At 73.4% G+C, this 14882-nt stretch carries 14 protein-coding genes; 8 read left to right on the forward strand and 6 right to left on the reverse strand.

Features of this window, described 5'->3' with window-relative positions; translation table 11 throughout:
* Nucleotides 1-23 precede the first annotated feature (23 nt).
* Nucleotides 24-374 (reverse strand): hypothetical protein, encoded by a 351-nt coding sequence (locus ACIRGB_RS18305; protein WP_403865559.1) that lies wholly within the window; start codon nt 372-374, stop codon nt 24-26.
* 336 nt (nt 375-710) lie between these two features.
* On the opposite strand from ACIRGB_RS18305, the gene ACIRGB_RS18310 reads away from it, so the two are divergent.
* The 5 genes from ACIRGB_RS18310 to rbsD are packed head-to-tail and all read left to right on the forward strand — an operon-like array spanning nt 711 to nt 6606.
* Nucleotides 711-1754 carry a LacI family DNA-binding transcriptional regulator gene (locus ACIRGB_RS18310; RefSeq protein ID WP_403865562.1) on the forward strand — a complete coding sequence of 348 codons (1044 nt, stop codon included), beginning with the start codon at nt 711-713 and terminating at the stop codon, nt 1752-1754.
* Complete coding sequence (locus ACIRGB_RS18315) at nt 1751-3295, forward strand: sugar ABC transporter ATP-binding protein (RefSeq protein WP_403865565.1); 1545 nt, start codon at nt 1751-1753, stop codon at nt 3293-3295. The genes ACIRGB_RS18310 and ACIRGB_RS18315 overlap by 4 nt, the downstream gene beginning before the upstream one ends.
* Complete coding sequence (locus tag ACIRGB_RS18320; protein ID WP_403865568.1) at nt 3285-5240, forward strand: substrate-binding domain-containing protein; 1956 nt, start codon at nt 3285-3287, stop codon at nt 5238-5240. Before ACIRGB_RS18315 ends, ACIRGB_RS18320 begins: the two co-directional genes overlap by 11 nt.
* Nucleotides 5241-5299: 59 nt before the next feature.
* Complete coding sequence (locus tag ACIRGB_RS18325) at nt 5300-6220, forward strand: ribokinase (RefSeq protein WP_403865571.1); 921 nt, start codon at nt 5300-5302, stop codon at nt 6218-6220.
* On the forward strand, nt 6217-6606 hold the full coding sequence (gene rbsD, locus ACIRGB_RS18330) for a D-ribose pyranase (RefSeq protein WP_403865574.1): 390 nt from the start codon (nt 6217-6219) through the stop codon (nt 6604-6606). The genes ACIRGB_RS18325 and rbsD overlap by 4 nt, the downstream gene beginning before the upstream one ends.
* A 190-nt stretch (nt 6607-6796) precedes the next feature.
* On the opposite strand, the gene ACIRGB_RS18335 is transcribed toward rbsD, so the two are convergent.
* From ACIRGB_RS18335 to ACIRGB_RS18345, 3 genes are read right to left on the reverse strand one after another with little or no spacing between them, the layout of a single operon-like run.
* A complete protein-coding gene (locus ACIRGB_RS18335; RefSeq protein ID WP_403866043.1) occupies nt 6797-7621 on the reverse strand; it encodes a sugar phosphate isomerase/epimerase family protein in 825 nt (274 codons plus the stop codon).
* A 38-nt stretch (nt 7622-7659) separates the two neighbouring features.
* Nucleotides 7660-8829, reverse strand: a complete 1170-nt coding sequence (locus tag ACIRGB_RS18340; protein ID WP_403865577.1) for a dihydrodipicolinate synthase family protein — start codon at nt 8827-8829, stop codon at nt 7660-7662.
* Nucleotides 8826-9977 (reverse strand): Gfo/Idh/MocA family protein, encoded by a 1152-nt coding sequence (locus ACIRGB_RS18345; RefSeq protein WP_403865580.1) that lies wholly within the window; start codon nt 9975-9977, stop codon nt 8826-8828. The genes ACIRGB_RS18340 and ACIRGB_RS18345 overlap by 4 nt, the downstream gene beginning before the upstream one ends.
* Nucleotides 9978-10194: 217 nt before the next feature.
* On the opposite strand from ACIRGB_RS18345, the gene ACIRGB_RS18350 reads away from it, so the two are divergent.
* Together ACIRGB_RS18350 and ACIRGB_RS18355 are read left to right on the forward strand one after the other, a co-directional pair.
* Nucleotides 10195-11241 (forward strand): LacI family DNA-binding transcriptional regulator, encoded by a 1047-nt coding sequence (locus ACIRGB_RS18350; RefSeq protein ID WP_403865583.1) that lies wholly within the window; start codon nt 10195-10197, stop codon nt 11239-11241.
* Nucleotides 11242-11432: 191 nt separating this feature from the next.
* Nucleotides 11433-12233 (forward strand): sugar phosphate isomerase/epimerase family protein, encoded by an 801-nt coding sequence (locus ACIRGB_RS18355; RefSeq protein ID WP_403865586.1) that lies wholly within the window; start codon nt 11433-11435, stop codon nt 12231-12233.
* Here ACIRGB_RS18355 and ACIRGB_RS18360 read toward each other — a convergent pair.
* Both ACIRGB_RS18360 and ACIRGB_RS18365 read right to left on the reverse strand, forming a co-directional pair.
* Complete coding sequence (locus ACIRGB_RS18360) at nt 12184-12864, reverse strand: GNAT family N-acetyltransferase (protein WP_403865589.1); 681 nt, start codon at nt 12862-12864, stop codon at nt 12184-12186. The genes ACIRGB_RS18355 and ACIRGB_RS18360 overlap by 50 nt on opposite strands.
* Nucleotides 12861-13799 (reverse strand): EamA family transporter, encoded by a 939-nt coding sequence (locus ACIRGB_RS18365; RefSeq protein WP_403865592.1) that lies wholly within the window; start codon nt 13797-13799, stop codon nt 12861-12863. Before ACIRGB_RS18365 ends, ACIRGB_RS18360 begins: the two co-directional genes overlap by 4 nt.
* 109 nt (nt 13800-13908) lie before the next feature.
* Between ACIRGB_RS18365 and ACIRGB_RS18370 the strand changes: the two genes are divergently transcribed.
* The gene (locus tag ACIRGB_RS18370; RefSeq protein WP_403865596.1) at nt 13909-14850 is read left to right on the forward strand and encodes a LysR family transcriptional regulator; all 942 of its coding nucleotides are present in this window, start codon (nt 13909-13911) and stop codon (nt 14848-14850) included.
* Nucleotides 14851-14882: the final 32 nt, after the last annotated feature.

Genomic DNA, 14882 nt, shown 5'->3' on the forward strand with positions numbered 1-14882 from the left:
ACCAGCCGCACGAGCGGCCCGGCTCAGGACCGCGGGAGGGCGCCGACGACGAGTTCCACGTCGGCGCCCTCCCGCACGACCAGGTCCCGCACCCGCCACGCCCGCGCGTCGATCCGGGTCCCGGCGGCCGTGGTGTGGGCGGGGACGGCCAGCACCAGGGGCGGCCCCTCCCCCGGCTCGGTGCGCAGCCGCGCCGCCACCATCACGCCGTCGGAGAACCGCAGGTCCACGTCGAGCGGCCGGGGCGCGGCCACGAACGCGTGCGGGTCCGGGAGCCCTTGGACGCGGCAGCGCGCCCCCGGGAAGAGGTGCGTGTGCCCGCACAGCGCCGGGAACGTGTCCGTCCCGGCCGGTCCGCCGGAGGGGTGGGCCATGCGTCTGCTCCCGGGGGGTGTGGAGGGGCGGAGGTACCCGCCCCCGCACCCGGCGGGGGCGGAGGCACGCGTCCCCGCACCCGGCGGGGGCGGAGATACGCGTCCCCGCACCCGGCGGGGCGGCCACCGCCGTCGTCCCGTTCCTACCGTCTGACCGGCCCGGACGGTACTCGGGCGGCCCGTTCGTGGCGGTGGGACGGTGCCGGGCACCGGTCCACCGGCCCGGACGGGTCCCGGTCACGATTGCGTCTCGGCCCGATCCGACCCCTTGATTCCCGCCCGTGTAATCGTTTCCAATCCTCCGTGTAATCGATTCCACGAGGAGGTGGAACGACGATGGCGAGCATCAAGGACGTCGCCGCCGAGGCGGGTGTGTCCGTCGCGACGGTCTCGCGGGCGCTCAACGGCCACCCGTCGGTCAGCGCCGCCGCACGCGCCCGCGTGCTGGCCGCCGTCGAGACGCTGGGCTACCGGCCGAACGCCGTCGCCCGGTCGCTGCGCACCGACCAGACCCGCACCCTCGGCCTGGTCATCAGCGACGTCATGAACCCGTACTTCACCGAGCTGGCCCGGTCCGTCGAGGAGGAGGCCCGCGCGCTCGGCTACAGCGTCATCATCGGCAACGCCGACGAGCGGCCCGACCTCCAGGACCACCACGTCACCACGCTGCTGGACCGGCGGATCGACGGGCTGCTCGTCTCCCCCACCGACGGGGGCTCCCCGCGCATGCTGGACGCCGCGCGGGCCGGGACGCCGATGGTCTTCGTCGACCGCTGGATTCCCGGCGTGGACGTGCCCGTCGTCAGGTCGGACGGGCGGGCGGCCGTGCGGGATCTCGTCGCGCATCTGCACGGGCTCGGGCACCGGCGGCTCGCGATCATCGCCGGGCCCGCCGCCACGACCACCGGACGCGAGCGCGTCGACGCCTTCCGCGAGGCGCTCGCCGCGTACGGGCTTCCCCTCCCGGACGCCTACATCGGCCAGGGCGACTTCCAGGCCGGCAGCGGACGCCGGGTCACCGAGGGCTTCCTCGACCTGCCCGAGCCGCCCGAGGTCGTCTTCGCCGCCGACAACCTGATGGCGCTCGGCGCGCTGGACGCCGTACGCGCGCGCGGGCTGCGGGTCCCCGAGGACATCGGGCTCGCCGCGTTCGACGACATCCCGTGGTTCGTGCACACCGGCCCGCCGGTCACCGCGATCGCCCAGCCCACCCGCGAGCTGGGGCGGGCCGCCGTACGCGCGCTGGTCGAGCGGATCGCGGGGCGGGCCGGTGAGTCCGTGACCCTTCCGGCGCGGCTCGTCGTGCGCCGCTCGTGCGGTGAGCCGCCCCCCGCACCACACCCCCCGTCCCCGTCCCCCGTACGAAGGAGTACGCCGTGAGCAGCCGCAGTCCGGACGAGTTGCTGCGCATCGAGGGCATCCGCAAGACCTTCCCCGGCGTGGTCGCGCTCGACAGCGTCGACTTCGACCTGCGCCGGGGCGAGGTGCACGTGCTCCTCGGTGAGAACGGCGCGGGCAAGAGCACGCTCATCAAGATGCTCTCCGGCGCCTACACGCCCGACGCCGGGCGCATCCTGGCCGGTGGCGAGGAGGTGCGCATCCACGGTGCGCAGGACTCCGAGCGCCTCGGAATCGCCACCATCTACCAGGAGTTCAACCTCGTCCCCGATCTGACGGTGGCCGAGAACATCTTCCTGGGCCGCCAGCCGCGCCGGTTCGGCGTGATCGACCGGAAGAAGATGGAGGCCGACGCCGAGGTGCTGCTGGAGCGGGTGGGGGTCCACGTGTCTCCCCGCGCGCGGGTGCGTGAACTCGGTATCGCCCGGCTCCAGATGGTCGAGATCGCCAAGGCGCTCAGCCTGGACGCGCGGGTGCTCATCATGGACGAGCCGACCGCCGTGCTCACCTCCGACGAGGTGGAGAAGCTGTTCGCCATCGTGCGGCGGCTGCGCGCGGACGGCGTCGGCATCGTCTTCATCACCCACCACCTGGAGGAGATCGCCGCCCTGGGCGACCGCGTCACCGTCATCCGGGACGGCCGCAGTGTCGGCCAGGTGCCCGCCTCCACCCCGGAGGACGAGCTGGTCCGGCTCATGGTCGGGCGGTCGATCGAGCAGCAGTACCCGCGCGAGCGCACCGACGCCGGTGAGGCGCTGCTCAAGGTGGAGGGGCTCACCCGGGACGGCGTCTTCCACGACGTCGGCTTCGAGGTGCGGGCCGGTGAGGTCGTCGGCATCGCGGGTCTCGTCGGCGCCGGGCGGACGGAGGTGGTGCGGGCGGTGTTCGGCGCCGACCCCTACGACGCCGGAACCGTGCGAGTCGCGGGGACGCCGTTGCGGCGGCACGACGTGAACGCCGCCATGGCCGCCGGGATCGGACTCGTCCCCGAGGACCGCAAGGGGCAGGGCCTCGTGCTCGACGCCTCCGTGGCGGAGAACCTCGGGCTCGTCACGCTGCGGTCCAGCGCCCGCGCCGGGCTCGTCGACCTCAAGGGGCAGCACGCGGCGGCCGAGCGCATCGCCGGGCAGCTCGGGGTGCGGATGGCCGGGCTCGGGCAGCACGTGCGGACGCTGTCCGGCGGCAACCAGCAGAAGGTCGTCATCGGCAAGTGGCTGCTGGCGCACACCAAGGTGCTGATCCTCGACGAGCCGACGCGCGGCATCGACGTCGGCGCCAAGGTCGAGATCTACCAGCTCATCAACGAACTGACGGCCGCCGGTGCCGCCGTGCTCATGATCTCCAGCGATCTGCCGGAGGTGCTCGGCATGAGCGACCGTGTGGTCGTCATGGCGCAGGGGCGCGTCGCGGGTGAACTCACCGCCGAACAGGCCACCCAGGACGCCGTGATGGCGCTCGCCGTCAGCACCCACACCAGCAACACCCCCCACAGCGACGGAACGGAGGCCACCGGTGGCCACTGACACGCTCAAGAGCAAGCCGGGCGCGCAGGGCGCCACGGGCGGTCTGCGCCGCCTGCTGCTCGACAACGGCGCGCTGACCGCGCTGATCGTCCTCGTCATCGCCATGTCGGCGCTGTCCGGGGACTTCCTGACCGCCGACAACCTGCTGAACGTCGGTGTCCAGGCCGCCGTCACCGCGATCCTCGCGTTCGGCGTCACCTTCGTCATCGTCTCGGCGGGCATCGACCTGTCGGTCGGCTCGGTCGCCGCGCTGTCGGCCACCGTGCTGGCCTGGAGCGCCACCGAGGCCGGCATCCCGGTGGCTCTCGCGGTGCTGCTGTCCGTCCTGACGGGCATCGCGTGCGGCCTGGTGAACGGTTTCCTCATCTCGTACGGGAAGCTGCCGCCGTTCATCGCGACGCTCGCCATGCTGTCGGTGGGCCGCGGTCTGTCGCTGGTCATCTCGCAGGGCTCGCCGATCGCCTTCCCGGACTCGGTCTCGCACCTCGGTGACACCCTCGGCGGGTGGCTGCCGGTGCCGGTGCTCGTGATGATCGTGATGGGCCTGATCACCGCGTTCGTCCTCGGCCGGACCTACATCGGCCGCTCCATGTACGCCATCGGCGGCAACGAGGAGGCCGCGCGGCTGTCCGGCCTGCGGGTGAAGCGGCAGAAGCTCGCCATCTACGCCTTCTCCGGCCTGTTCGCCGCCGCCGCGGGCATCGTGCTCGCCTCCCGGCTCTCCTCCGCGCAGCCGCAGGCCGCGCAGGGCTACGAGCTGGACGCCATCGCCGCCGTCGTCATCGGCGGTGCCTCGCTGGCGGGCGGTACCGGCAAGGCGTCGGGGACGCTGATCGGCGCGCTGATCCTCGCGGTGCTGCGCAACGGCCTCAACCTGCTGTCCGTCTCCGCCTTCTGGCAGCAGGTCGTCATCGGCGTCGTCATCGCGCTCGCGGTGCTCTTCGACACGCTGCGCCGCAAGGCGGGCGCGGTCACGCCGGCGGCCGGGGCGTCCGGCGGCGGCAACCGGGGCAAGCAGGCGCTCACGTACGTGATCGCGGCCGTCGTCGCGGTGGCCGTCGTCGGCGCCACCTCGCTGCTGCACAACGGTTCCTCCGGCGGCAAGGACCAGAAGATGGGGCTGTCGCTGTCCACGCTCAACAACCCGTTCTTCGTGCAGATCAGGGACGGCGCCGAGGAGGAGGCGAAGAAGCTGGGCGTGGACCTGACGGTCACGGACGCCCAGAACGACGCCTCCCAGCAGGCCAACCAGTTGCAGAACTTCGTCAGCGGCAGCCTGTCCGCGGTCATCGTCAACCCGGTGGACTCCGACGCGGCCGGTCCCTCGGTGCGCTCGGCGAACAAGGACGACATCCCCGTCATCGCCGTGGACCGCGGCGTCAACAAGGCGGACACCTCCGCGCTGGTCGCCTCCGACAACGTCGAGGGCGGCAAACTGGGCGCCCGGGCGCTCGCCGAGAAGCTCGGCGGCAAGGGCACCATCGTCATCCTCCAGGGCCAGGCCGGCACCTCCGCCAGCCGGGAGCGCGGGGCGGGCTTCGCGGCCGGGCTCAAGGAGTACCCGGGCATCAAGGTGGTCGCCAAGCAGCCCGCGGACTTCGACCGCACCAAGGGCCTGGACGTGATGACCAACCTGCTCCAGGCGCACCCGGACGTCGACGGCGTCTTCGCGGAGAACGACGAGATGGCGCTGGGCGCGATCAAGGCGCTGGGTTCCAAGGCCGGCAAGTCGGTCCAGGTGGTCGGCTTCGACGGCACCCCGGACGGGCTGAAGGCGGTCCAGGACGGCACGCTGTACGCCTCCGTGGCGCAGCAGCCGAAGGAACTGGGCAGGATCGCCGTACAGAACGCGCTGCGGGCTGCCGAGGACAAGAAGGTGGAGCAGACGGTGAAGGTGCCCGTGAAGGTCGTCACGAAGGAGAACGTGGCCGGCTTCGGGGGCTGAGACCGGCCCCCGGGACCCGGCGGAAACCAGCGGGAATCACTCGAATCGGAGAACGACTGATGTACGACTACGACCTGCTGGTCGTCGGATCGGCCAACGCCGACCTGGTGATCGGTGTCGAGCGGCGGCCGGCGGCGGGCGAGACGGTGCTCGGCTCCGACCTGGCCGTCCACCCGGGCGGCAAGGGCGGCAACCAGGCCGTCGCCGCCGCCCGGCTCGGTGCCCGTACGGCCCTGCTGGCCCGGGTCGGCGACGACGGCTACGGCCGGCTGCTGCTGGACTCGCAGCGGGCGGCCGGCGTCGACACGGTCGGTGTGCTGGTGGGCGGCGCCCCGACCGGCGTCGCGCTGATCACCGTCGACCCGTCCGGGGACAACAGCATCGTGGTCTCGCCGGGCGCCAACGCCCGGCTGGCCCCGGGCGACGTCCGGGCCGCCGGGAGCCTCTTCCACGCCTCCCGGGTGGTCTCCACGCAGTTGGAGATCCCGCTGGAGACGGTCGTGGAGGTGGTCCGCTCGCTCGCGCCGGACAGCCGCTTCGTGCTGAACCCGTCGCCGCCGCGTCCCCTCCCGCGGGAGGTGCTGGCCGCCTGCGACCCGCTGATCGTCAACGAGCACGAGGCGAAGGTGCTCCTCGGGGACTCGCCGGTCGGGGAGCGCCCCGAGGACTGGGCCCGCGTCCTGCTGGCCAAGGGCCCGCGCTCGGTGGTCGTGACCCTGGGCGCCGAGGGCGCGCTGGTCGCCTCCGCCGCCCAGGGCGTGGTCCGGGTGCCGTCCGTGAAGGTGGCGGCCGTGGACACCACGGGCGCGGGCGACGCGTTCACCGCGGCGCTGGCCTGGCGGCTGGGCACCGGCGAGTCGCTCGCCGAGGCGGCGGCGTACGCGGCCCGGGTGGGCGCGGCGGCCGTGACGAAGGCGGGCGCGCAGGAGTCGTACCCGACGGCGGCGGAGGCCGAGGCGCTGGAGGCCGGGGCGCTGTGAAGAAGGCCGGGATACTCAACCGCCACCTCTCCGGCGCCCTCGCCGAACTCGGCCACGGGGACGGCGTCCTGGTGTGCGACGCGGGCATGCCCGTGCCGGACGGGCCGCGCGTCGTCGACCTGGCCTTCCGGGCCGGGGTGCCGTCCTTCGCGGAGGTGCTTGACGGCCTGCTGGCCGAGCTGGTCGTCGAGGGCGCGACGGCGGCGACGGAGGTCCGGGAGGCGAACGCCGAGTGCGCCGCGCTGCTCGACGGGCTCTTCCCCGCGCTCGGACTCGTCCCGCACGAGCGGCTCAAGAAGTTGTCGGCGGGCGCGCGGCTGATCGTGCGCACCGGGGAGGCGCGGCCGTACGCCAACGTGCTGCTGCGGTGCGGGGTCTTCTTCTGAGGCGCTGAGGGCCGCCCAGGGCGGAACACGTTTGAGGGGGCCCGGTCGACGACCGGGCCCCCTCGGGTCCCCACCCCTTCAGAACTCCGTGGATTTTCCCCCCCGGGTACCCCCACGGGTGTTCCGATGCCAGGTACGACCCGCCGGAGGGCGGAAGGGTTGCACGGGTCGCGGGAATTGTTTGCGGGATTTATTTTCCGGGCGCCGGGTCCGCCCGGTCTCCCGTGTGCTCGGCGAACCGGGCCGCCGTCTCGGCGAGCACCTCGCGCCCGTCGCGTGCCCACAGCCCCTCGTTGAACAGCTCGACCTCGATGGCGCCGGTGTACCCGGCCGCCTCGACGTACCCCTTCCACTCCCGCATGTCGATCGCGCCGTCCCCGATCTGACCGCGGCCGTTGAGGACGCCCTCGGGCAGCGGGGTCGTCCAGTCGGCGAGCTGGAAGGTGTGGATGCGGCCGCCCGCGCCCGCCCGGGCGATCTGCTCGGGCGCCCGGTCGTCCCACCAGATGTGGTACGTGTCGACGGTGACGCCGACCTGCCGGGCCGGGAAGCGTTCGGCGAGGTCCAGGGCCTGGGCGAGGGTGGAGACCACGCAGCGGTCCGATGCGTACATCGGGTGCAGGGGCTCGATCGCCAGGCGTACGCCGTGCTGCTCGGCGTACGGGCCCAGCTCGGCCAGCGCGTCGGCGATGCGTTCGCGGGCGCCGTGCAGGTCCTTGGACCCGGCGGGCAGGCCGCCGGAGACCAGGACCAGGGTGTCCGTGCCGAGGGTCGCCGCCTCGTCGATCGCCCTGCGGTTGTCGTCCAGCGCCCTGGAACGCTCCTGCGGATCGATCGCCGTGAAGAAGCCGCCCCGGCACAGGGTCGTGACCGTCAGGCCCGCGTCGCGGACCAGTTTGGCGGTCGCCCCGACACCGTACGACTGGACCGGCTCCCGCCACAGGCCCACGTTCGTGACGCCCAACTCGGCGCAGGCGTCCGCCAGTTCCGGCAGGGACAGCTGCTTGACCGTCATCTGGTTGACGGAGAAGCGGGAAAGGTCTCCGGTCGCCGTCACTGGTTCACCCCGTACAGGCTCAGCAGGTTCCTCATGCGCTCCTCCGCCAGCTTCGGGTCCGGGAACAGGCCCAGACCGTCCGCCAGTTCGTAGGCGCGCGCGAAGTGCGGGAGGGAGCGGGCCGACTGGAGGCCGCCGACCATCGTGAAGTGGCTCTGGTGGCCCGCCAGCCACGCCAGGAACACCACGCCCGTCTTGTAGAAGCGGGTGGGGGCCTGGAAGAGGTGACGGGACAACTCGACCGTGGGGTCGAGGAGTTCCCGGAAGCCGTCGACGTTCCCGGTGTCCAGGACACGGACCGCTTCCGCCGCCAGCGGGCCCAGCGGGTCGAAGATGCCGAGCAGGGCGTGGCTGAAGCCCTGCTCGTCGCCCGCGATCAGCTCGGGGTAGTGGAAGTCGTCGCCGGTGTAGCAGCGGACGCCCTGCGGGAGGCGGCGGCGGATGTCGATCTCGCGCCGGGCCTCCAGGAGGGAGACCTTGATGCCGTCGACCTTGTCGGGGTGCGCCGCGATGACCTCCAGGAAGGTGTCCGTCGCCGCGTCCAGGTCGGACGAACCCCAGTAGCCCTCCAGCGCCGGGTCGAACATCGGGCCCAGCCAGTGCAGGATCACCGGTTGGGCGGACTGGCGCAGGAGGTGGCCGTAGACCTCCAGGTAGTCGTCCGGGCCTTGCGCGGTGGCGGCGAGGGCGCGGGAGGCCATCAGGATGGCCTGGGCGCCCGACTCCTCCACGACGGCGAGCTGTTCCTCGTACGCCGCCCGGACCTCGGCGAGGGTGGTGCCGCGGGTCGCGGTCAGCTGGTCGGTGCCGACGCCGCAGGCGATGAGGCCGCCGACCGCCTTCGCCTCGGCGGCGCTGCGGCGGATCAGCTCGGCCGCGCCCGCCCAGTCCAGGCCCATGCCGCGCTGGGCGGTGTCCATCGCCTCGGCGACGCCGAGGCCGTGGGACCACAGGTGGCGGCGGAAGGCGAGGGTGGCGTCCCAGTCGACGGCGGCGGGCCCGTCGGGGGTGGTGTCGGCGTACGGGTCGGCGACGACGTGCGCGGCCGAGAAGACCGTACGGGAGGTGAAAGCGCTTCCCGGAGTCCCCCGGAGCGCGGGCAGGGGCTCGGTGCGCGGTTCGTAGGCGCGCAGGGCGCCGTGTGCGTCGGGGAGGTGGAGGGTCACAGCGCGATCTCCGGTACGTCGAGGCGGCGGCCCTCGGCCGAGGACCTCAGGCCCAGCTCGGCGAGCTGCACGCCGCGGGCGCCGGCCAGCAGGTCCCAGTGGTAGGGGGCGTCGGCGTAGACGTGCTTGAGGAACAGCTCCCACTGGGCCTTGAAGCCGTTGTCGAACTCCCCGTTGTCCGGGACCTCCTGCCACTGGTCGCGGAAGACCTCGGTGGCGGGGATGTCCGGGTTCCACACCGGCTTGGGGGTGGCCGAGCGGTGCTGGACCCGGCAGCCCCGCAGCCCCGCGACGGCGGAGCCCTCGGTGCCGTCGACCTGGAACTCGACCAGTTCGTCGCGGTGGACGCGGACCGCCCAGGAGGAGTTGATCTGGGCGATCGCGCCGCCCTCCAGCTCGAAGACGCCGTAGGCGGCGTCGTCGGCGGTGGCGTCGTAGGGCTTGCCCTTCTCGTCCCAGCGCTCGGGGATGTGGGTGGCGGTGAGGGCCTGGACGGTCTTCACACGGCCGAACAGCTCGTGCAGCACGTACTCCCAGTGCGGGAACATGTCGACGACGATGCCGCCGCCGTCCTCGCTGCGGTAGTTCCAGGACGGGCGCTGCGCCTCCTGCCAGTCGCCCTCGAAGACCCAGTAGCCGAACTCGCCGCGCACCGACAGGATCCGGCCGAAGAAGCCGCCGTCGATGAGGCGCTTCAGCTTGAGCAGGCCGGGGAGGAAGAGCTTGTCCTGCACGACACCGTGCTTGATGCCCTTGGCTTGGGCGAGGCGGGCCAGTTCCAGGGCGCCGTCGAGGCCGGTGGCCGTCGGCTTCTCGGTGTAGACGTGCTTGCCCGCGGCGATCGCCTTCTTCAGCGCCTCCTCGCGGGCCGAGGTCACCTGGGCGTCGAAGTAGAGGTCGATGGTGTCGTCGGCCAGGACCGCGTCCAGGTCCGTGGAGACGTGGTCGAGTCCGTGGCGCTCGGCCAGCGCCCTGAGCGCGTGCTCGCGGCGGCCCACCAGGACCGGCTCCGGCCACAGCACGGTGCCGTCGCCGAGGTCCAGGCCGCCCTGTTCGCGCAGGGCCAGGATGGAGCGGACGAGGTGCTGGCGGTAGCCCATGCGCCCGGTCACACCGTTCATGGCGATACGCACCGTCTTGCGTGTCACGTCATTCCCTTCGTACGAGCCGTACCGAGCCGTACAGCACGTCGTACGAGCCGCACAGCAAGCGCTTTCTATGTAGAACGAAGCTAGCCTGTGACCGGTGGTCTGGACAAGACCGCGGCCGGGGGCGAGTTGTTCGAGGGGACGAACAACGGAGGGCGGTGGCCGTAAGGTCACCCGGGACGGCGTTCGGCACAGGCGCGAGGCGGAGGACGAGGACATGACGGTGACACTGGCGGACGTGGCGGCCCGCGCCCAGGTCTCCCCCGCGACGGTGTCGCGCGTACTGAACGGCAACTATCCGGTGGCCGCCTCCACCCGGGAGCGGGTGCTCAAGGCCGTCGACGAGCTGGACTACGTGCTCAACGGCCCCGCGAGCGCGCTGGCGGCGGCCACGTCCGACCTGGTGGGCATCCTCGTCAACGACATCGCCGACCCCTTCTTCGGCATCATGGCCGGCGCCGTCCAGTCCGAGATCGGCGGCCCTGGCGGCCGAGCGGGCGGCGAGAGACTCGCCGTGGTCTGCAACACCGGCGGCACCCCGGAGCGCGAGCTGACCTACCTCACGCTGCTGCAACGCCAGCGGGCGGCGGCGGTCGTGCTGACCGGCGGCGCGATGGAGGACGCGGCCCACCAGGCGGCCGTGGCGGCGAAGCTGCGCAAGCTCGCGGAGGCCGGGACCCGGGTGGTGCTGTGCGGGCGGCCCCCGGCGCCGGACACCGGGGCGATCGCGCTCACCTTCGACAACCGCGGGGGCGGCCGGGAGCTGACCGAGCACCTGATCGGGCTCGGGCACCGGCGGCTCGGCTACATCGCGGGCCCGGAGGAACGGACCACGACCCGGCACCGGCTTGAGGGCCACCGCACCGCGCTCGCCGCGCACGGCATCGAGGAGGACCCCCGCTGGACGGTCCACGGCCGCTACGACCGGCAGGCCGGCTACGAGGCCACGCTGGAGCTGCTGCGCAGGGACCCGACGCTGACCGCGGTCGTCGCCGCCAACGACACCGTCGCACTGGGCGCGTGCGCGGCGCTGCGCGACTCGGGGCTGCGGATCCCGGACGACGTGTCGGTGGCCGGCTTCGACGACCTGCCGTTCAGCATCGACGCGGTGCCCGCGCTGACGACGGTGCGGCTGCCGCTGGCGGAGGCGGGGGCGCGGGCGGGGCGGGTCGCGATGGGGCGGGAGGAGGCGCCGGCGGGCGGGATCGCGGTGGTGCGGGGGGAGTTGATGGTGCGGGGGTCCTCCGGAGGGCCGCGGGGGTGAGACGGACCGTTGGTTTCACGGGTGCCCGTGTGGGTGCGGGCGTCGCTGGGGGCTGCCGCCCCCAGGCCCCCGCTTCGGCCTGGACGGCCTCGTCCTCAAACGCCGGACGGGCTGGAACAGCCGACGGCGTCACAGAATGTGCCGTAAGTGTCCCCATGTAAAACGCGTGATCGCGGGTACGCTCCGTGGGCATGAAGCTGGCGTTCTCCACTCTCGGTGTTCCCGGACTGCCCCTGCGCGACGTGCTGGGGCTCGCTACCGCGCACGGTTACCACGGTGTCGAGTTGCGCGCCCACCCGGAGGAACCGGTCCACCCGGGCCTGGGCCCGGTCGAACGGGCCGCGGTGGCCGCCGAGTTCAAGGCGGCCGGTATCGAGCCGCTGGCGATCGCGGGGTACGCGCGGGTCGCCGCGCCCGGTGACGACGAGGCCGTGATCGGCGAGCTGCGGGGCCTGCTCGACCTGGCCCGCGACCTGGGCGCCCCGTACGTCCGGGTCTTCCCCGGCGGCGGCACCGAGCAGAGCGCGGACGAGGCCGACGCGGTGGCCGCGCGACGGCTGGGCACGGCCGCCGAGTACGCCACCGAGCTGGGCGTACGCATCCTCCTGGAGACCCACGACTCGCACCGCACGGGCGCCGACGCGATGCGCGTCCTCGGACTGGTCGGACACCGGCAGGTGGGCGCCCTGTGGGACGTGATGCACACCTGGCTGGGCGGGGAGCAGCCCTCCGACACCTACGCGGCGCTCTCCCCGCACCTGGGCTACGTCCAGGTCAAGGACATCGCCTCGGCCGACGACACCACCCCGCTGCCGCTGGGCGCCGGGGTGCTGCCGCTCACCGAAGTGGTGGACGTGCTGTCCCGGCACAGCTGGGACGGCTGGCTGTGCTGGGAGTACGAGAAGCGGTGGTACGAGTCGGCGGCGCCGCTGCCCGAGCTGCTCACGCGGGGCCGCGAGCACCTGGCCCGGCTGCTCGCGGACGCGGCGTGAGCGCGGGCGGTGCCGGTGCCGAGCGCACCCTCTCCTCCAGCCGCTCCCGGCAGCCCGGCCACTCCGCCGCCGTGATCGAGTAGATCGCGGAGTCGCGCAGCCGCCCCTCCTCGCCCGGCGCCGAGGAGCGGGACCAGTTGCGCAGGACGCCCTCGAAGCGGGCGCCCGTCTTCTCGATCGCGGCGCGGGAGCGCTCGTTGCGGGCGTCGGTCTTGAGGTCGACGCGGGCCACGCCCCAGACCTCGAAGGCGTGCCGGAACAGCAGCAGCTTGGCCTCGGCGTTCACGCCCGTGCCCTGCGCGGAGCGGGCCAGCCAGGTGAAGCCGACCTCGACCGCGTCGAGCGCGTCGTCGGTGCGCCAGGAGCGGGGCTCCCAGTAGGCGGTGGTGCCGACCGCGCGGCCGGTGGCGCGGGAGACCTGCGCGTAGGGCGCCAGCCGTCCGGTGGCCGCCCTGGCCAGCTGGGCGTCGAGGTAGGCGCCGACCTCGTCGGGGTCCGGGACCCACGTGAACGCGTAGGTGCCGCGGTCCTCCGCCGCCGCCGTCGCCAGGTCGGCCGCGTGCCGATGGCCCAGCGGCTCCAGGCGTACCAGCGTGCCTTCGAGGACCGGGGCCCGCAGAGTGAATGTCACCGGACGGATTCTTCAGCCGGGGCGGGGAGCCGTCCAGCGAATTCCGGGGAGGTGCGGACGGTGATTCCGGGCCTGCGCCTGCGGCCGGGGGTGAGCGTGGTCAGCGCCACCCCGCCCACCAGCAGGGCCGCCGCGCACCAGCGCAGGGGCGTCACCGACTCGCCCAGGAAGAGCGCCGCCGACGACATGCCGAAGACCGGGACCAGGAGGGAGAACGGCGCGACCGTCGAGGCGGGGTGACGGCGCAGCAGCCAGCCCCAGGCGCCGAAGCCGAAGACGGTCGAGACCCAGGCCACGAAGAGGATCGTGCCCGCCCCCTGCCAGTCCAGGGCGCGCAGGGCCGCGAGGTCCTCGGCGGGGCCCTCGGTGAGCAGGGAGAGGGCCAGCAGCGGGAGCACGGGGACGGTGGAGACCCACACCATGAAGTTCAGCGCGTCGGGCGGGGACGCCTTGCGGGTCAGGACGTTGGACACGCCCCAGGCCGCCGCCGCGCCGACGACCATCAGGAACGCGCCCAGCGGTCCCGAGGTGCCCTCGTCGAGCGCCGCCACCCCGATGCCGGCCACCGCGACCAGCATGCCGAGGGCCTGGACGCGGGAGGGGCGTTCGGCGAGGACCGCGGCGGCGATCACCGCGGTGAACACCGCCTGGATCTGGAGCACCAGGGACGACAGGCCGGCCGGCATGCCCGCGTCCATGCCCACGAAGACCAGGCCGAACTTGGCCACGCCCAGCACCAGCCCCACCGCCACGATCCACTTCCAGGCCACCTTCGGGCGGCCCACCAGGAAGACGGCGGGCAGCGCGGCCGCCAGGAAGCGCAGGGCGGAGAAGAGGAGCGGCGGGAAGTGGTCCAGGCCGATCTCGATGACCGTGAAGTTCACGCCCCAGACGGCGGCGACGAGCACGGCGAGGAAGAGGTGGGAAGGTCGCATGCGTCGAGGATCGACCGGAAGGACCGTGTAGCACCAGCGATGATTGCTGCATGGTTGGATGAAGCATTGCTGTTCATTCAGTCCTCCGTTCCGTTCCTCGGGAGCCGTCATGCTCGACCTCCAGCGCCTGCGCGCCCTGCACGCCGTGTCCGTGCACGGGACCGTCGGGGCGGCCGCCGCCGCGCTCGGTTTCACCCCGTCCGCCGTGTCGCAGCAGATCGCCAAGCTGGAGCGGGAGACCAGGACGGTGCTCCTGGAGCGGGAGGGGCGCGGGGTGCGGCTGACCGACGAGGCCTGGCATCTGGTCGGCGTGGCGGGTGAGTTGCTGGCCCTGGTGGAGCGGGCGGAGACCCGGCTGGAGGAGCGGCGCGGAGTGCCGTCGGGGCGGCTGACCATCGCCGCGTTCGCGTCGGCGGCGCGCGGGCTGCTGCCGTCCGTCCTGGCCGACCTGGCGGTACGCCACCCCGCGCTGGACGCGCGGCTCAGCGAGGTCGACCCGCACCTGTCCGTGGACCTGGTGGCCAAGGGGGCCGTCGACCTGGTGGTGGCGCACGACTGGGACATCGCCCCGCTGCCGGCACCGGCCGGGGTCGAGCAGGCGCCGATCGGGGAGGATCTGTGCGACCTGCTGGTGCCCGAAGGGCACCGCTTCGCGGGCCGGACGGCCGTGCGGCGAGACGAGCTGGGCGGGCAGCGGTGGATCTGCCAGCCGCCCGGACGGGTCTGCCACGACTGGCTGCTGCGGACGCTGCGGGGTGCCGGGCACGAGCCGGACATCGTCCACCAGGCCGACGAGAACCCGACGCTCGTCGCGCTGGTCGCGGCCGGTCTCGGCGTCGCCCTCATCCCCCGGCTGGGGCGCGGCCCGCTGCCGCCAGGGGTGGTGGAGGTCCCGCTCGACCCGATGCCGGTACGGCGGCTGTACGCGCTGTGGCGCACGGGCGCGGCCCGCCGCCCGGCCATCGCGGAAACGGTCCGCACCCTCCGCGCCCACTGGCCGAACGCCGCGGCCCACACCACCCCGCCGCTCCGGACCGCCGACCGGGCCTGACCCGCGCCGAGCGCTTGGCCCGCGCCGCTTGG

The organism is Streptomyces sp. NPDC102490, assembly GCF_044765285.1.
Lineage (GTDB): Bacteria > Actinomycetota > Actinomycetes > Streptomycetales > Streptomycetaceae > Streptomyces.